Consider the following 16,658-nt stretch of genomic DNA (forward strand, 5'->3'; position numbering starts at 1 on the left):
GAGGCCTCGGCGCTACAGCCGGGACGGCCCCGTGACGGTGGTACATTCGCAGGCCAAGCGTACGCACCGTCGGCGCACCTCGCATGCCTCCCCCTGCCGCCGTTATGTCCAAGTGGGTCTATCCCTTCCGCGAGGGCGGCGAGTCGATGCGGAATCTGTTGGGTGGCAAGGGCGCCGGCTCGGCCGAAATGACCAAGGCCGGCATGCCGGTGCCGCCCGGATTCACCATCACCACTGCCGCGTGCCTGGAGTACTACGCCAACGACAAGGATTTCCCGGCGGGTCTTGACGCCCAGGTCGAGGTGGCGCTGGCCGAGGTTGAGTCAGCGGTGGGCCGGCGCTTCGGCGATCCCGACAACCCGCTGCTGGTGTCAGTGCGGTCCGGCGCGCGCGTGTCCATGCCGGGAATGATGGACACGGTGCTCAACCTGGGCCTGAACGCGGCGACGCTCGAAGGACTGATCGCCGCCACCGGCGACGCGCGCTTCGGCTGGGACGCCTACCGCCGCTTCATCCAGGGGTTCGGCTCGATCGTGCTGGGCGTGGAAGGTCACGCGTTCGAGAGCTGCATCGACGATCACAAGGCGCGGCTCGGCGTGGACCAGGACACCGAGCTCAGCGCCTCGGACTGGCAGGTGGTGGCGGACGACTTTCGCCAGATCATTCGCGACGCCACGAACGCCGAGTTTCCGGACGATCCGCGACAGCAGCTCGACCACGCCATCCGCGCGGTTTTCGATTCCTGGTTTGGGCGGCGCGCGGTGGACTATCGCCGCGTCCACGGGCTGCCCCACGACTGGGGCACGGCGGTCAACGTTCAGACCATGGTCTTCGGCAACATGGGCGAGACCTCGGGCACCGGCGTGGCCTTCACGCGCAACCCCAACACCGGCGAGCGGGAACTCTTCGGCGAGTACTTGCTGAACGCGCAAGGCGAGGACGTGGTGGCCGGCGTGCGCACGCCGACGCCGATCGCGACGCTCGAAACCTCGATGCCGGAGGTCTTCGGCCAGTTCGAGGACTACGCCACGCGGCTGGAGCAGCACTACCGCGAGATGCAGGACCTCGAGTTCACCATCGAGTCCGGCAAGCTCTACATGCTGCAAACGCGCGCGGGCAAGCGCAGCCCGGCGGCGGCGGTAAAGATCGCCGTGGACCTGGTGCGCGAGGGCGTGATCGATAAGACCACCGCCGTGCAGCGGGTGGAACCGGAGCAGGTGGGCGCGGTGCTGCATCCGCGCGTGGATCCGGCGCACTGGGACCATCCCATTGCCACCGGGCTCAACGCGTCGCCAGGCGCGGCACACGGGCGGGTGGTGTTCACCGCCGACGAGGCCGCGGAGCAAGCCAGTGCGGACCACCCGGTGATCCTGGTGCGTCCCGAGACCTCACCCGACGACTTTCACGGCATGGCCGTTTCGGCGGCCATTCTGACGGCGCGCGGCGGCGCGACCAGCCACGCGGCCATCGTGGCCCGCCAGCTCGGGATTCCGGCCGTCGTTGGCTGCGACGCCCTGCGTCTCGACCTCGACGCCAAGCAGTTCACGGCTCACGGCGTCACGGTGAATGCCGGCGACGTGATCACCGTCGACGGCACGGACGGCGAGGTGCTGACCGGCGCGCTGCCGCTCATCCCCGGCTCGATGACGCCCGAGCTGGAGGAGCTGCTCGGCTGGGCCGACGAGATCCGGCGGCTGAGCACCTGGGGCAATGCCGACACTCCGGAAGAGGCCGAGCTGGCCCGCGAGCACGGCGCGGAGGGCATCGGGCTTTGCCGCACGGAGCACATGTTCCGCGAAGGCGACCGCCTGCCGATCGTGCAGGAGATGATCCTGGCCGAGACCGTTGAGGAGCGACAGAAGGCCCTCGACCGGCTGCTCCCCATTCAGCGTGAGGACTTCGTCGGCATCCTGCGCGCCATGGACGGCTTTCCGGTCGTGATTCGGCTGCTTGATCCGCCGCTGCACGAGTTCCTGCCGGACCACGAACCGCTCGCCGCCGAGCTGGCGACGCTGACCGCCGACGACGCCGATCCGCAGCGCCGGGCGCATCTCGAACGCATGCTGCGCCGCGTCGAGGAGATCCAGGAAGTCAACCCCATGCTCGGCCTGCGGGGCTGCCGCCTGGGCATCCAGCAGCCCGAGGTCTACGAAATGCAGGTGCGGGCAATCATCGAGGCGGCGCTGGAGCTGAGCGCCGCCGGCCTGCAGCCGCGGCCCAAGATCATGATTCCGCTCATCAGCCACGTGAACGAATTGCGGAAGGTGGAGGGGCGGCTGCACGCAGTCGCGGACGAGGTGGTGCGCGCCAAGGGCGCCTCGGTTGCCTACGAGTTCGGCACGATGATCGAGGTCCCGCGCGCCTGCCTGACGGCCGGGGCGCTCGCGGAGGTCGCGGATTTCTTCAGCTTCGGCACCAACGACCTCACGCAGACGACCTACGGCATCTCGCGCGACGACGCGGAGGGCAAGTTCCTCATTGATTATGTCGAGTCGGAGATCCTGCCCGCGAATCCGTTCCAGGTGATGGACCCGGACGGCGTCGGGGCGTTGCTGCGGCTGGCCGTGGAGCAGGGGCGAGCCGCCGATCCCGACATCGAGATGGGCATCTGCGGCGAGCACGGCGGCGATCCGGACTCCATCGGGATCTGCGAGCAGCTCGGCCTGGACTACGTCAGCGCCTCGCCATTCCGCGTCCCCGTCTCACGCATGGCCGCCGCCCACGCGCGCCTGGCCGAGATCGAGAGGGATCGCTAGCTTCAACGGCGTGACCCAGAATCTCCAATCCGACCCGAATCGGGCGGCCTAATCCATGCCGAAGGTGCGGGACGCAATCCGGATGGTGGAGCGCGACGGCTGGAGCCACGTGGCCACGCGGGGGAGCCACCGACAGTTCCGACACCCGGTGAAGCCGGGCAAGGTCACGATTCCTGGCAAACCGAGCGACGACGTGGGGCCGAAGCTCTGGGCCAGTATCATGAGGCAGGCTGGCATCGAGAAAGAACGTCGATGAAGCTCACGTACGCTGTCGTCTTCGAGCAGACGCCCAACAACTACGCCGCCTACGTGCCGGACGTCCCGGGCTGCGTCAGCACCGGCAAATCGTGGGACGAGATGCTCGCGATGATCCGCGAGGCGCTGGTGTTTCACATCGAGGCGATTCTGGAGGATGGCGAACCGCTCCCGGAGCCGAGGATGTCCATCGACGAGGCCATTGCGAGCCACAGCGAACCGATCGCCGATCACGTGCTCGACTCCTACCGGGAGTTCGGCGAGCCCGCCCCCACGATCTCGACCCGGTTTGAGATGGTTGAGATCGAGGTTTCCGCCCCGCAGGCCGTTCAGGCGGGCTGACGTACGTCCGGCGCCGATCGTCGGCGGCTAGGGACTAGAATCTACGACGACCTGAGACACGCGTGAGGAGGCCGCGTGGCCTCGCCCGTTGAGGACATTAAATCCCGGCTCAATGCCGCCGAGGTCATTGGCCGCGACGTGCGGCTGCAGCGCTCGGGGCGGTACCTCAAGGGGCTGTGCCCGTTTCATCAAGAGAAGACGCCGTCATTCTTCGTCTTCGGCGATCGCGGCACGTTTCGCTGCTTCGGCTGCGGCGAGGGCGGCGACCTGTTCACCTACGTCATGCGGCGGGACGGCAGCAGCTTTCCCGACGCGCTGCGGCTGCTGGCCGGCGAGGCGGGGGTGGAGCTGCGCGCGCAGGACCGCGACCCCGAAGCCGACCGGCAACGGCGGAGCACTCGGGCCGCGCTGGATGAAGCGGCCAGCCTCATGCACCGGCTACTGCGCGAGTCGCCCGAGGCCACGGGGACGCGCGCCTATCTGGAGGAGCGCGGAGTATCCGAGCAGATGCTCACGACGTTCCGCCTGGGCTACGCGCCGGCGCGCGGCTCGCCGGTCACGAAGCACCTGCGCCAGCTGGGTACCGACGCGGAGGCGCTGAGCGCCACGGGCCTGGTCCGCGACGACGATGGACCGCCGCGCGACTACTTCTTCAACCGCTTGATCTTCCCGATCAGCGAGCGGCGCGGGGCGGTGATCGGGTTTGGCGCGCGGGCGCTGGGCGACGCAACGCCCAAGTACCTGAACTCACGGGAGAGCGACACCTTCCGCAAAGGCAACCATCTCTACGGCTTCAATCTGGCGGCGGACGCCATCCGGCGCGAGCGTGAGGCGGTGCTGGTGGAGGGCTACATGGACGCCATCGCGGCGCACCAGTTCGGATTCATGAACACCGTGGCATCCATGGGAACGGCACTGACCCACGAACAGGGTCGACTGCTCGCCGGATCGGGCGCGCAACGCATCGTCCTGGCGCTGGACGCCGACACCGCCGGAGCCGCCGCGACGCGCCGGGGCGTGGACGTGCTGCGCGACGCCGGTCGCGACGCTGCCGACGCGGAGGTGGACTTTCGCGGATTGATTCGACACGAGGCGCGGCTTTCGATCGATGTCGCCGTGGTCGAGCTGCCGTCGGGCGAAGACCCGGATTCCGTGATTCGTGCCGACACGACGCGCTGGCGCGCATTGCTCGAAGCGGCGGTGCCCCTGGCGGACTACTACTTCCGCTGGGCACTCGAAGAGCATGACGTGTCGTCGATCGTCGGGCGGCGTCGGGCGGTCGCCGACCTGACGCCGGTCATCACGGAGATCAACGAACCCGCCGTGCGAGCGCACTACTACGAGCGCCTCTCGCACGTATCCGGTGTGCCGGTCGAGGAGCTGCGCCGCGCGGCCCCGCGCCGTCAGCGCCGCATGGGCGCGGCTCCCGCAGCCGCCAGTCAGCCTGTCGACCGGGTGGAGGAAGGGTTGCTGGAACTGGTGCTCCAGGCGCCGCCCGAGGCGGCCGGCGCGGTCGCGGGACTGAACGCGTCGAACGTATCGGATCCGTCGCTGCGCTACGTGATCGAGGCCCTGGCGCGGAGTGCTGGAGAGCCCTTAAGCGACTCCTGGGAGTCAGTTCTCGAAGGACTCGATGACCAGTCGCGCGAGCAGGTGGAAGCCGTGCACGCCCGCGTGGCCGGTTTGCCAGCGCTCGAGGGCGAGGCGTTCGACAGCGCGCTGCAGGTCACGATACTGCGGCTGCGTGAGCGGCGCATCCTCGAACAGCTGCGAGAGGTCGGCGCGATGGACGACGGCGACGCCGCGGCCGCGCGCTCGCGCGAGTTGGGCGCGCAGAAGCGCAGCGTGGAGATGGCGATGCGCGAGCTGTCGGTCCTCACCCACGGACCGGCGCCATAGCGCCGCCGGCGCGGGACCTGGGTGCTACGCGGCGAGCGCCTGGTCGATCTGGCTCTTGATGTCCGCCTTGGGGCGAAAGCCGACGATGCGACCCACTTCGGCGCCGCCGCTGAAGATGATCAGCGTGGGAATGCCGCGGATGCCCAGTTGCATGGGCGTGTCCGGGTTCTCGTCCACGTCCATCTTGGCGAACGCCACCTGGCCGTCGTAGTCCTGCGCCAGCTCTTCGACCACCGGCGCCACCATCTTGCAAGGCCCGCACCACTCGGCCCAGAAGTCCACCAGCACGGGCGTTTCGGCATCGAGCACGGTCGATTGGAATTCAGCGTCCGTCACCGCCACGGGAGCCGCCATGTGATCCTGTCACCCTTCGCGTGCGCCACGAAATCGCGCGCCCGAGACTAGGAACGACGCCGTAGTCATGTCAACGGCAGATGACCCGCCGGGATCCGCGGCGGCCTCGGCGGTGGTGCTCGCCGGCGGCGCCAGCCGCCGCATGGGGCGCGACAAGCGGCTGTTGCCCTGGGGAACGGACGCCGACGGACGGCCACGCACGCTGTTGCAGGCGGTCGTCGACACGCTGGCGGCAGTCACCGACGACGTGATCGTGGTGGCGAATGACCGGCCCGATGTTGGGCGCGCCCGTGTGGTGCCGGACGCGATCCCGGGCTCGGGCAGCTTGGGCGGCATCCTGTCGGGCATCGAAGCGGCGCTGCACAAGCGTGTGTTCGTGGCAGCGGTCGACATGCCGTTTCTGAACGTGGCGCTCGTGCGCGATCTGCTGGACCGACTTGGGGGTCACGATGCGGTCGTGCCGGTCATTGGCGGCCGACCCGAGCCACTGCACGCGGTCTACGGTCCCGCCGTCGCAACCGCGGCCCGACGGCAGATCGCCCAGGGGCAGCTCAAGATCGCGTTGGCCTACGAAGGACTTGAAGTCGTGCGGGTGCCGGAGGCGGACCTTCGGCGGGTGGACCCGGAGCTGCGCTCGTTCCGAAACGTCAACACGCCGGAGGACTACACGGGTGCTCGGACGGATGCCGCATTGCCGAACACTGATATGTCATTCCGAGCGAAGCGAGGAATCTAGGGCGCGTGTCGCCTCAACCAGAGCGGCGGTACTACGTTTACATCATGACGAACCGCGTCAGAACGCTCTACGTCGGTGTTACCAACAATCTGGTGCGGCGGATGTACGAGCATAAGCGGAAGCTGGTGCCTGGCTTCACCAGCAAATACAACCTGACCTGGCTGGCCTACTATGAAGAGACTTCGGATGTTGCGTCGGCCATTGCGCGAGAGAAGCAAATCAAGGGCTGGCGCAGGCGCAAGAAGATCGAATTGATCGAGTCAGTAAATCCACGCTGGAGAGACCTGTCGATGGAATGTTTTGACGATGGTCAATCAAAGCTCTAGATTCCTCGCTGCGCTCGGAATGACAGGGTGGTGGGATCGAATGACAGGGTGGTGGAATTGGAATGACGGAGCCGCGGGAATTGACATGGAGGCAGGCGGACCATGATGGAATACGAGGGCTACCGAGCCGTAGTGACGTACGACAACGAGGTTGGGGTTCTTCACGGCGAGGTCGTCGACACGCGCGACGTGATTACTTTTCAAGGCACGTCGGTCCCCGAGCTTCGACAGGCGTTTCGCGAGTCGGTGGACGAGTACCTGAAGGTGTGCGCAGAGCGAGGCCGGACTCCGGACAAGCCGTTTTCAGGGAACGTCGCGCTTCGGCTCCCGCCTTCCGTTCACCGGGCCGCGACAGCCGCCGCTCGCTCCGCGGACCAGAGCTTGAACGCGTGGATCACGGAAACGATTTCGCGTGCCGCACGCACCACGTGACCGGCGATGAAATCGGCCGACCGCAGGCATCCGCAATCAACCGCGACATTAGGGATCAAACCTCGACGGCATCCCGGGCGCTCCAGGTGGGTCGAGATCCCAGGCTGCACGCAGCCTGGGCCACCGGGCCATACCAGATCGCCTAGTGCGCGATCCCCAGCTGGTGCATGCGGCGGTGGATGGCGTCGCGGGCGGCTAGGAGCGGGCGCTCCAGGTAGGCGGTGTGGTCCGGCTCGCCGTGGTGGTGGGTGACTGAGTCATCGGCTGGCTCGCTGCTTGCGCGGCGGCGGACGTAGCTGAGGTTGCCGTCGATCATGGTGAGCATGTATTCGGCGGTGGCGTCGTTCCACATGCGCCAATCGCCTCCGGTCGACACGTAGACCGGCGACGTGTGGGCGAATCGCTGCCGCTTCCAGCCGTCGAGGTAGTAGGGCGCGTCGTAGTAGTCCGCTCCGCCGGTGCGGGCCGCGAACCACGTGTGTCCGTCCGCGCGTAGCCGCTCGCTCAGCTCCAGCCGCCGAGCGCCGTCGGACGCCACGGTTTCGGCCACGACCCGGCCTTCCTGCACGATCTGCAGGTTGTAGATGGGCAGGCTGCCTTCCGCCCAGGCCTCGACGTGCACCGTGCCGCCGTTGCTTGGCAGATGCACCGTATCGCCGATGGCGTGGCCCTCGACGCTGAGCCCGATGAGCGGACCACTGGACATGAAGGTGCGTCCGGCGCTCATTTGCGCGCGCCAGGCGTCGTAGGTGAAGGGCATGTCCTCGGCAAGCTGGACGTAGGTGCGGTAGATGCCCACGGGCGTGTCCGTGGCCATCTTGTCGGTGCCGCCCACCAGCGGCAGGCGGTAGCCCGCGTTGAGATAGCGGTAGTACTCGTCGTGGTCGAAGGGAACCTGGCGACACATCTCCACGGCGTCGGCCAGCCCCAAAGCGATCAGGGCCACCGGGTCGCCATTGGGCCAGGGGAAGTGCGGCAGCACCACGGTGCCGCCCTGCTCGCGGCAGGCCTCGGCCCAGTGGGACATGGTGGTCTGCAGCGGGCCGCCCAGCTCGGCCTCGCCGGGACCGTCGGTGCACCAGGGCATGATCGGCTCGGTGTGGCCGAGCAGCGTGAGATGTCCGAGAAAGTGCTGCCGGTTCTCCTGGCCGAACGAGACGATGGTCTTGCCGTCGTCCGACACCTGGGGCCGCCCGGTGAAGTCGTCGGTGTTGCTGAAGTAGTGGCCCCACTGCGACTGGAGCACGTTGGCGACGTTGAGGTCCTCGCCCGCCGACTCGAGCACCGCGCCGTTGCCGGCCAGGAAGTGCACGTGCGTGTCGCCGCTGTACCAGCCCTGGGCGTTCATGTCGGTCCAGCGGCCGATGCGCAGCTCCAGGTCCCGCTGCCCCGGCTTGATTTCGACTTCCGTCCGCAACGGCTCGTACTCGAACCCCCGCGCGACATCCACGATCACCCGACCGCGCGGCAGCCAGCCCTGGCAGGCGCCGTCGACGTAGGCGTAAGTGACCTGGTCCATGCGCACATCGCCGAAAGCGTCGCGGCCCCAGGTCGAAAAGCCGGAAAACAGGTGCGGGTGGTGGCCGTAGGGCTGGTAGGGCACGCCCTCGGGCGAGCGGAAGTGAATGCGACAGGGCACTGGTCGACCGGTGTCGGCGTCGAGCACGCGCGTGTGCACCCAGTTGCGGCCCGATTCGGGCAGGCTGAGCCGGAGCCGCGGCGAGGCTTGCACCGTGCCCTGGGCCTGCAGATCGCCGAATCGCGCCGTGCCGAGCACCTCGTCACCCTGCGCCACGCTGACTTCGGCGGACGGGACCGCGCTGACCTCCGTATATGCGGGGCTCGAGGTGAGGTTGTCCGCCTCGCCCCAGCCCTTGTTGACCGCGTCCACAAAGGCCTCGGGGTCCTGCGGCAGCGGCTGGGCGTAGGTCGCCGAGCCCCGCTTGACCTGCACATCCAGATCGAATGGCTTCGCGGCGTCCTCGGGGCGCGTCAACTCGATCCGCACGGGACGGCGCGGCGCGCGCTCCAGCGGGTCTTCGTCGACGAAGCCAGCCGAGACGCCACCCAGCACCCACGGCAGCGGGCCGCCGCTGATTTCGATGCTCGCGATCGCGTGCTCGGGATGCGGGTTGCGCCACGTCCAGAGGAAGAACGACCGCAATCGTCCCGTGGCGACCTCCGTGATCCGCCGCTGCTGCTCGTCGTAGGGGCCTTCGTAGCGCGGTTGCATGCCGTCTTCGCCGTTGCGCTCGGCCAGATACGGCTGGCCGGGCCGCATCGAGAAATGGCGTGAAATCCAGCCGATTTCGAATCGATCGCGCAGGGGAACGTCGATTCGAGTTCCGTTTTCGTATTTGAACGTGTAGCGACCCACCTCGCCGCCGGGCGCTCCGCCGTGGGCGATGGCCGTGTCCAGCAGCGCGTGCGCAAACGTGAGGGTGTGTACGGCACGACCCACCGGCAGCGCTTTTGGCTCCGGGTGTCCGCCGGGACCGAACTGCGCAATAGTTCCGCGCGCCGGGTCGCCCACGGCGAACGCCAACCCGCGAAAGTCCTGTGCACCGAGCAAATCGGGCGTTTCGGGTCCGGCCACCTCGGCGGGAACGTTGCAGAGGTCAGCGATAGAAATAGGTTCGTAGGGATTCACGCGGCACTACCCCGGCGGACCGGCCGTTCGCATAGTGGCGGTCTGCCTCAGCCCCGGCAACCCAAGGCGCGGCGGATACACTGCCCACGCTGACAGACCGTCAGTCGCCTGCCCCTCGACCGGGCGGCGCGCGGCATCCCATGAGGGCCGGCCATGCACCCCACATTCGGCGTTCACTACGCGCTGGATACCAAGATGCCGATGCGCGACGGCGTGCAGCTTTCGGGCGACATCTATCTGCCCGACGCTCCCGGCCCGTTCCCGACGGTGCTGATTCGCACGCCCTACGACAACAACACGCCGGAAACGATTGCGTCGGCCCGCGCCTTCGCCCAGGACGGCTACGCGTGCGTGGTGCAGGACGTGCGCGGTCGCTGGGACTCGGACGGCGTCTACTACCCCTTTCACAACGAGGCGACCGACGGCTTCGACACCCACGAGTGGATCGGGCGGCAACCGTGGAGCAACGGCCGCATCGGCATGAGCGGCCCGTCGTATCTGGGACTGGTGCAGTGGCTCAGCGCGCCTCGGGGAAGCCAATTCCTTACCTGTCTCGCGCCGCGGGTGGTGTGCCCGGAGTTCCTCGGCGGTCTGGTGCGACCGGGCGGGGCCTTGCAGCTCACCACGGCGCTCACCTGGGGCATGCGCACCAACTCACGCACGGCACAGAGCATCGCGTTTCACAACTGGACCGAGGCGTTTCACACGCTGCCGATCAAAGACCTGGACCTGCGCGCCGGCCGACGACTCGACTTCTGGCACGACTGGCTGGAGCACGACCGCTATGACGACTACTGGGAGGAGATCAGCGTCTCCCACCGCTGGCACGAGATCCGCGTGCCGGCGCTGACCATGGGCGGCTGGTACGACCTCTACGCCGCCGACACGCTGGAGAACGTCAACAACCTGCGGCGTTTCGGGGCCACGCCGGAGGCGCGCCAGAGCCGCGCGATCGTCGGTCCCTGGCCACACCGCCTGGCCGAGTCCACGCGGCTCGGCGACGTCGACTTTGGCGTCGATTCGCTGGTGAGCCTCACGCAGCTCGAGCGGCGCTGGTTCAACCTCTGGCTCAAGGGCGAGGACGACGGCTTGAGCGAGGAGCCGCCGCTGCGCCTGTTCACCATGGGTGTCAACGAATGGCGCGACGAGCACGAGTGGCCGCTGGCGCGCACCGACTGGCAGACCTGGTATCTGCACTCGGAAGGCAGCGCCAACACGGCGCGCGGCGACGGCACGCTGACGACCGCGGCTCCGGGCGAGGAGCGGCCCGACCGCTACGTCTACGATCCCCGGTTCCCCGTGCAGTCGCTGGGCGGCACTACCTGCTGCACGCCGGAGATCGTCGCCTGGGGGCCTTACGACCAACGCCCCGTCGAGGCCCGGTCGGACGTGCTCTGCTACACGTCGGAGCCGCTGCCAGCCGATCTGGACGTCACAGGACCCATCACGTTGGTGCTATATGCCGCCACCGACGGCCGCGACACCGACTGGACGGCCAAGCTGGTGGACGTGTCGCCCAGCGGCTACGCCATGAACCTTTGCGACGGCATCGTGCGCGCCCGCTACCGCGACGGCATGGCGGAGCCGGCGCTGCTGGAGCCGGGGAGGGTCTACCGCTACGAGATCGACGTGGGCGTGACCAGCAACGTCGTCCGCGCCGGGCACCGCATCCGGCTGGAAGTCTCGTCGTCGAATTTCCCGTGCTACGACCGCAATCTGAACACAGGCAACGACCTCGCCAGCGACACCGAGATGCGCGCCGCCTCGCAGACTGTGCTGCACGCGCACTTGCATCCGTCGCACCTGCGGCTGCCGGTGATTCCCTCCTAATGACGCGGGCGGCCACGAGGGCCGCCCCTACACCGAATCGACGGTTTCGAATTCCGGCCCGCGTTCCGGATCGACGTGGCGCAGGCGAACACGTGCGCCCAGGGCACGCCCGGCATCCCCGATCAGTCGTCCCATGGTGCGCAAGCCACAATCCAGCTCGACGATCACGACCGTGTAGGGCGCTTCGTCGGCGTACCGCGTCGGGGGCACGTGGATGGTTGTCCAGACGGCGATCCGTCCGTCACCGGGAATCTCGTGCGGCTCCATGTCATAGCGCCCGCACGTGGGGCAGGCATCGCCGCGCGCCATAACCAGCCGACCGTCATGACGACAGCGATAGACCGTGAGCTGCGGCTGACTAGTCACGGGCGAGGATGTGCACGGTGGCCGCCGCGCCGCAGCCACCCATGCTGTGCGCCAGGCCGATGCGGGCGCCGGCGACCTGATTGGCGGCCTCGCCGCGAAGCTGCAGCGCGAGATCGTAGATCTGCCCGACGCCGCTCGCGCCCACCGGGTGGCCCTTGGCGATCAGCCCTCCGCTGGGGTTGACCGGCAACCGGCCGTCCACGGCGGTCTCGCCGGATTCCACCGCGCGTCCGCCCTCCCCGCGCGGAACCAGGCCGAGATCTTCGGTCGCCACCAGCTCCGCAATGGTGAAGCAGTCGTGCACCTCGGCCACGTCCACTTCACCGGGTCCGATTCCCGCCTGCCCAAATGCCTCGGACGCCGCGCGTATCGTGGCGGGAAACGATGTCAGGTCATCCATCCCGCTCAGCGCCACCGGCCCCGACCCCTGACCCGAGGCGAGAATGCGCACGCCGCGGCTGGTGTACTGACGCGCGATTTCCGCAGTGCAGACAACCGCCGCCGCCGCGCCGTCGCTGATGGGCGGACAGTCGAAGAGCCGCAGTGGCTCGGCGACAAAGCGTGAGCTGACCACCTCGTCTATGGTCGTCGGCTTCCGAAATTGAGCCTTGGGATTCGCCGCGCCGTTGTCGTGGTTCTTGACCGAGACGGCGGCAATCTGCTCCCGCGAGGTGCCGTACCGCGCCATGTGCGCCTGCATCACCATGGCAAAGGCTCCCGGAAACGTGAGGCCGGTTCGCATTTCGACGTCCTCGTCGCCGGCGGTGGCCAGCGCGGCGGTTACCTCGCCGGTGGAAATATTCGACATCTTCTCGACGCCGGCCACGAGCACGACATCATGAATGCCTGCGGTGACGGTCAGGTAGCCGTGCCGCAGGGCAATGCCCCCGGACGCGCAGGCGGCCTCAACCTTCGTCGCGGGTATGCCGTCGAGACCGAGACGCCGCGCGACGATGGGCGCCAGCGCCCCCTGGTCGGCCAGGCGCTCGCCGATGAAATTGCCCAAATACAGCGCCTGCACCCGGTCGCGCGGGATGCCGCTGTCGTCGAGTGCCGCGCGGCAGGCCTCGGTCGCCAGCTCGACAATCCCGCTGTCCGGCAGCTTGCCGAACGGAGTCGAGCCGACGCCGGCGATGCTTACGTCGTGCAATCCAGTCTCACCACTGCAACGGACCCAATATCGGTCTCTATCATGCGACCATACGCCTCCGAGATGGGAGTGACCACCGCCACGGCCGCGCACCTATGAGTCAGCTTTCGCCGGAAATCCTGTTCGACGTGCTGGTAATTGGCTGCGGGCCGGCGGGGACCCAGGCCGCGGTGAGCGCGGCGCACCAGATGCGGCACGTGGCGCTGATCGACGGCGGGGCCGTGAGCCTGCGCCGCGGCCGGCACTTCTGGTCGAAGTCGGTCGAGTTCGTGGACGCGCCGGTATTTCCGGGCATCACCGGACCGGCGTTCAACCGGGCGCTGAAAGAGTGGACCGAGGCACAGCCGGAACATGAGGTCACCATCGACGGCGAGTCGCGGTACATCGGCATTCGCCGCATCCCCGGCTATGTCACCGATATCGAAAGGGTCCAGGACGGCACCCTGGCAGTGACCATGTCGACGGCGATGCTGCCCCGCGACGGCGCGGCGCCACCCACGGAGACGGTCCGGGCGCGCACGGTGGTCGTGGCCTCGGGGTTCGAGGACGCCTGGCCCGACATAGAGATCGAATCTTCGGCGGAGCGGGCCTATGCGCGCTACGGCGTGGTGTTTCGATTTGCCGGCAATCACCGCGGGTGGCACGTCTGCGTGCGCTGCGACGGGCACCTGCACACCGACCAGGAACTCGCCATCGTCGGGGTGGGGGACTATATCTTCGACGTCGTGCACGGCGCGCAGGATTTCACCCACCGGATGACCGTGCTGACCAACGGACGACCCCACGGCATGTCGGACGCGGTGCTGGCGGAAATGGCGCGCCGGGGCGTGCGGCTCGAGACCGAGCGGATCGAAGCCCACATCGGCAGCGGACGGGACCTGCTCGGGCTGCGCCTGGCCGACGGCCGGGAGCTTTTCTTCGACGGATTCTTCGTGGACGAGGGTCTCGTGCCCAACGACGAGTTTCTGTCCAGGTTCTCGCCGCAGCATGACGATGAGGGGCTCCTGGTGTGCGACGAAGACCACTGCGTATTGGACGTTGACGGCAATCCCATCCCCGGCGTCTGGGCCTGCGGCGACATCGTTGCCGGCGAGCGCAATCTCATCGCGTCCGCGTTTGCCAGCGGGCAGGACGCGGGTCTGGAAGCCAGCGACAGCTTGCGCCGGTGGGCGCCGGTCAAATGAGCGAGGAGTTGGGTACGGACATGGACGCTTTCACCGTCACCACTGAGCAAATCGATCTGCCCCGCACCGCCACGCCGCAGGCGCGTCGCGTGGCCGTCGCCTGGCGCGGCCGGCCCATCTGCGCCTTCACCCAGGGCGTGCATCGTTGCTATCTGTACCCGTTGTATTCGCCCGGCGGCGTGCCGCTGACCGCGGAGAGTCCCGTCGACCATCCACACCACGACTCGATCACGGTGGGCGCAGACATGGTCACGGCCAAGTTCCCGCCGCTGACGCCGGCCATATCGCCGCTGTCCGAGTCCGGCACCTACAACCTCTATGCCAACAACGTGTTTCAAGGACGCTCGCCGGGCCGCACCTGGTCCGTGGACGTCAACGCGACCGAGCTGGCACCGGATCACTTGCGCGTGGTGCAGACGGTCGAGTGGCAGGGACCGGAGGAGTGGGGGGCCGCGGACGGCCGGCGCGTGCTCGCCCTGGAAACCAGGACCACGGACATCCGTCCCGGCGAGGTCGTCAACACGGTCGACATCCGGTCGCAACTGCGGCCCACGGAGTGGGACCTGACCATCGGGCCCACCCGCCACGCCTATTTCACCGTGCGCCTGGCCTATGGGATTCGGGTGGTCGACGGCGGCACGCTGGTCGACGCCGACGGACGCAGCGGAGGGGCGGCGATCACCAATTGCGCGTCAGCCTGGGTGGATGCGTCGGGTCCGGCGCCGCACAACGCCAGGGCGGGCCTGAGCATCCTGGGGCACGCCTCTACGGCGCACGTGCCCTGGGTGGCCTACGACTGGGGCACGGTCAACGTGAACCCGTTGGCCCGCGAGGCGGCCACCGTGCCGCGAGGCGACACGCTGGATCTTGGCATTCGACTGCTCGCGCACGACGGCGACGCCGTCGAGGCGGACATTGCAGCCCACGCCGCGACGTTCGCGGCCGAAACCGACGCCGGTGCTAGCATTTCGAGCGTGGCCAGCCGCCCCTAGGACGCCCCATGCTTGAAACGACGACGCGCGATGCGCTGGTCTCGGCGGACATTGAGCATCTGATCCATCAACTCACGCGCGCCGGTCACCACGCGCGCACGGGTCCGGTGATCGTCGAGTCGGCGAGCGGCGCCACCCTGCGGCTGGCCGATGGGCGGGAGATTCTGGACGGCACGTCGGGCCTGTGGTGCGTCAACGCCGGTCACGGCCGCGCCGAGTTGGCCGATGCGGCGGCGGATCAGATGCGGCGTTTGGCCTTTGCCCACACGTCAAGCGGGTTTTCCCACCAGCCGGCCATCGAACTGGCCGCGCGTCTGGCGTCGTTGACTCCCGGTGACCTTACCGCGGCCTACTTCACCTCCGGCGGCGCCGAGGCCAACGAGACCGCCTTCAAGTTCGCACGCTACTACTGGCGCTTGCGGGGACAGCCGGGCAAGGCGCTAGTGCTCTCCCACGTGCGCGGCTATCACGGGCTGACGCACGGCGCGCAGTCGGCCACCGGGCTCACCGAATACCACGGCACCTTTGGCGACCTGGCCGAGGGCTTCGACAAGGTGCCGCCGCCCTATCCCTACCGCTGGGAGGAGTACGCACCGGCCGACATCGACGCTGACGACATCGCCAGTGCCGTTGCCGTGGCGCGGCGGATCGAGGAGGTCGGGCCGGAGCGCGTGGCCGCCGTGATCATGGAGCCCGTGCTCGGCACCGGCGGCGTGATCGTGCCGCCGGACGGCTACTTGCGCGCCGTGCGCGAGGTCTGCGACCGGTATGACGTGCTCATGATCGCCGACGAGGTGATCACGGGATTTGGCCGCACGGGTACCTGGTTCGGATCCCAGCACGAGGACGTGGTCCCCGACATGATGACCTTCGCCAAAGGCGTCACCAGCGGCTATCTGCCCCTGGGCGGTGTGATGCTGCGGGAACACCTGCGGGACGCGATGCGCGACGCGCCGGGCGACCCGCCTCTCATGCACGTATTCACCTACTCAGGTCATCCGGTGCCGTGCGCCGTGGCGCTGGCGAATCTCGAGATTCTCGAGAACGAGGGCATCGTGGACGGCGTGGCGGCCAAGGGCCGCCGTCTGCGCCAACGCCTGGACGAGCTGCACGACCTGCCCGAAGTCGGCGAGATCCGGTCGGCGGGCCTGATGTCCGGCGTGGAGCTGGTGCGCGACGAGGACACCAGGGAGCCGTACCACGTCAGCGAGCGACCGACCGCCGTGGCCGCGGCGGCGCTGGAGCGCGGGCTGGCCACGCGCGCCCTGCTGGGCGGAACGATGCAGCTGGCCCCGCCGCTGATCATCAGCGACGAGGAGATTGATCGCGCGGTGGGAATCCTGGCGGAGTCCATCGTCGCCACGCGCTGAGCGGGCCCAGGTTTTA

Annotated in this window: 15 protein-coding genes; 11 read left to right on the top strand and 4 right to left on the bottom strand. The window is 68.2% G+C overall.

Annotated elements, in window-relative coordinates; genetic code table 11:
- The first annotated feature begins 83 nt into the window (after nucleotides 1-83).
- The 4 genes from ppdK (at nucleotide 84) to dnaG (ending at nucleotide 5,252) form a co-directional block, all read left to right on the top strand.
- Complete coding sequence (gene ppdK, locus OXG79_09545; GenBank protein MCY3784015.1) at nucleotides 84-2,756, top strand: pyruvate, phosphate dikinase; 2,673 nt, start codon at nucleotides 84-86, stop codon at nucleotides 2,754-2,756.
- Nucleotides 2,757-2,811: 55 nt separating this feature from the next.
- Nucleotides 2,812-3,012: a type II toxin-antitoxin system HicA family toxin gene (locus tag OXG79_09550; GenBank protein MCY3784016.1), complete on the top strand. Its 201-nt coding sequence runs from the start codon at nucleotides 2,812-2,814 to the stop codon at nucleotides 3,010-3,012.
- Nucleotides 3,009-3,353, top strand: a complete 345-nt coding sequence (locus OXG79_09555; protein MCY3784017.1) for a type II toxin-antitoxin system HicB family antitoxin — start codon at nucleotides 3,009-3,011, stop codon at nucleotides 3,351-3,353. The genes OXG79_09550 and OXG79_09555 overlap by 4 nt, the downstream gene beginning before the upstream one ends.
- 75 nt (nucleotides 3,354-3,428) lie before the next feature.
- Nucleotides 3,429-5,252: a DNA primase gene (gene dnaG / locus OXG79_09560; GenBank protein ID MCY3784018.1), complete on the top strand. Its 1,824-nt coding sequence runs from the start codon at nucleotides 3,429-3,431 to the stop codon at nucleotides 5,250-5,252.
- A 24-nt stretch (nucleotides 5,253-5,276) separates the two neighbouring features.
- On the opposite strand, the gene trxA is transcribed toward dnaG, so the two are convergent.
- Nucleotides 5,277-5,606, bottom strand: a complete 330-nt coding sequence (trxA, locus tag OXG79_09565; GenBank protein ID MCY3784019.1) for a thioredoxin — start codon at nucleotides 5,604-5,606, stop codon at nucleotides 5,277-5,279.
- Between the two features lie 67 nt (nucleotides 5,607-5,673).
- Here trxA and OXG79_09570 point away from each other — a divergent pair, with 67 nt between their 5' ends.
- From OXG79_09570 to OXG79_09580, 3 genes are all read left to right on the top strand, one after another.
- Nucleotides 5,674-6,342 carry a molybdenum cofactor guanylyltransferase gene (locus OXG79_09570; GenBank protein MCY3784020.1) on the top strand — a complete coding sequence of 223 codons (669 nt, stop codon included), beginning with the start codon at nucleotides 5,674-5,676 and terminating at the stop codon, nucleotides 6,340-6,342.
- A gap of 5 nt (nucleotides 6,343-6,347) precedes the next feature.
- Entirely contained in the window at nucleotides 6,348-6,668 is a 321-nt protein-coding gene (locus OXG79_09575; protein ID MCY3784021.1) for a GIY-YIG nuclease family protein, read from the top strand.
- Nucleotides 6,669-6,770: 102 nt separating this feature from the next.
- A complete protein-coding gene (locus tag OXG79_09580; protein MCY3784022.1) occupies nucleotides 6,771-7,100 on the top strand; it encodes a type II toxin-antitoxin system HicB family antitoxin in 330 nt (109 codons plus the stop codon).
- 142 nt (nucleotides 7,101-7,242) lie between these two features.
- On the opposite strand, the gene OXG79_09585 is transcribed toward OXG79_09580, so the two are convergent.
- Nucleotides 7,243-9,750 carry a CehA/McbA family metallohydrolase gene (locus tag OXG79_09585; protein ID MCY3784023.1) on the bottom strand — a complete coding sequence of 836 codons (2,508 nt, stop codon included), beginning with the start codon at nucleotides 9,748-9,750 and terminating at the stop codon, nucleotides 7,243-7,245.
- Between the two features lie 153 nt (nucleotides 9,751-9,903).
- Here OXG79_09585 and OXG79_09590 point away from each other — a divergent pair, with 153 nt between their 5' ends.
- Nucleotides 9,904-11,580 (top strand): CocE/NonD family hydrolase, encoded by a 1,677-nt coding sequence (locus OXG79_09590; protein MCY3784024.1) that lies wholly within the window; start codon nucleotides 9,904-9,906, stop codon nucleotides 11,578-11,580.
- A gap of 27 nt (nucleotides 11,581-11,607) precedes the next feature.
- On the opposite strand, the gene OXG79_09595 is transcribed toward OXG79_09590, so the two are convergent.
- The gene (locus OXG79_09595; GenBank protein ID MCY3784025.1) at nucleotides 11,608-11,946 is read right to left on the bottom strand and encodes an OB-fold domain-containing protein; all 339 of its coding nucleotides are present in this window, start codon (nucleotides 11,944-11,946) and stop codon (nucleotides 11,608-11,610) included.
- On the bottom strand, nucleotides 11,939-13,096 hold the full coding sequence (locus tag OXG79_09600) for a thiolase domain-containing protein (GenBank protein MCY3784026.1): 1,158 nt from the start codon (nucleotides 13,094-13,096) through the stop codon (nucleotides 11,939-11,941). Before OXG79_09600 ends, OXG79_09595 begins: the two co-directional genes overlap by 8 nt.
- A gap of 95 nt (nucleotides 13,097-13,191) precedes the next feature.
- Here OXG79_09600 and OXG79_09605 point away from each other — a divergent pair, with 95 nt between their 5' ends.
- The 3 genes from OXG79_09605 to OXG79_09615 are packed head-to-tail and all read left to right on the top strand — an operon-like array spanning nucleotide 13,192 to nucleotide 16,642.
- Nucleotides 13,192-14,280 carry an NAD(P)/FAD-dependent oxidoreductase gene (locus OXG79_09605; protein MCY3784027.1) on the top strand — a complete coding sequence of 363 codons (1,089 nt, stop codon included), beginning with the start codon at nucleotides 13,192-13,194 and terminating at the stop codon, nucleotides 14,278-14,280.
- Entirely contained in the window at nucleotides 14,277-15,272 is a 996-nt protein-coding gene (locus OXG79_09610) for a PmoA family protein (protein ID MCY3784028.1), read from the top strand. Before OXG79_09605 ends, OXG79_09610 begins: the two co-directional genes overlap by 4 nt.
- An 8-nt stretch (nucleotides 15,273-15,280) precedes the next feature.
- Nucleotides 15,281-16,642: an aspartate aminotransferase family protein gene (locus OXG79_09615; protein ID MCY3784029.1), complete on the top strand. Its 1,362-nt coding sequence runs from the start codon at nucleotides 15,281-15,283 to the stop codon at nucleotides 16,640-16,642.
- The last annotated feature ends 16 nt before the right edge of the window (nucleotides 16,643-16,658 follow it).

This window comes from Chloroflexota bacterium, assembly GCA_026706485.1.
Classification (GTDB): domain Bacteria; phylum Chloroflexota; class UBA11872; order UBA11872; family UBA11872; genus JAJECS01.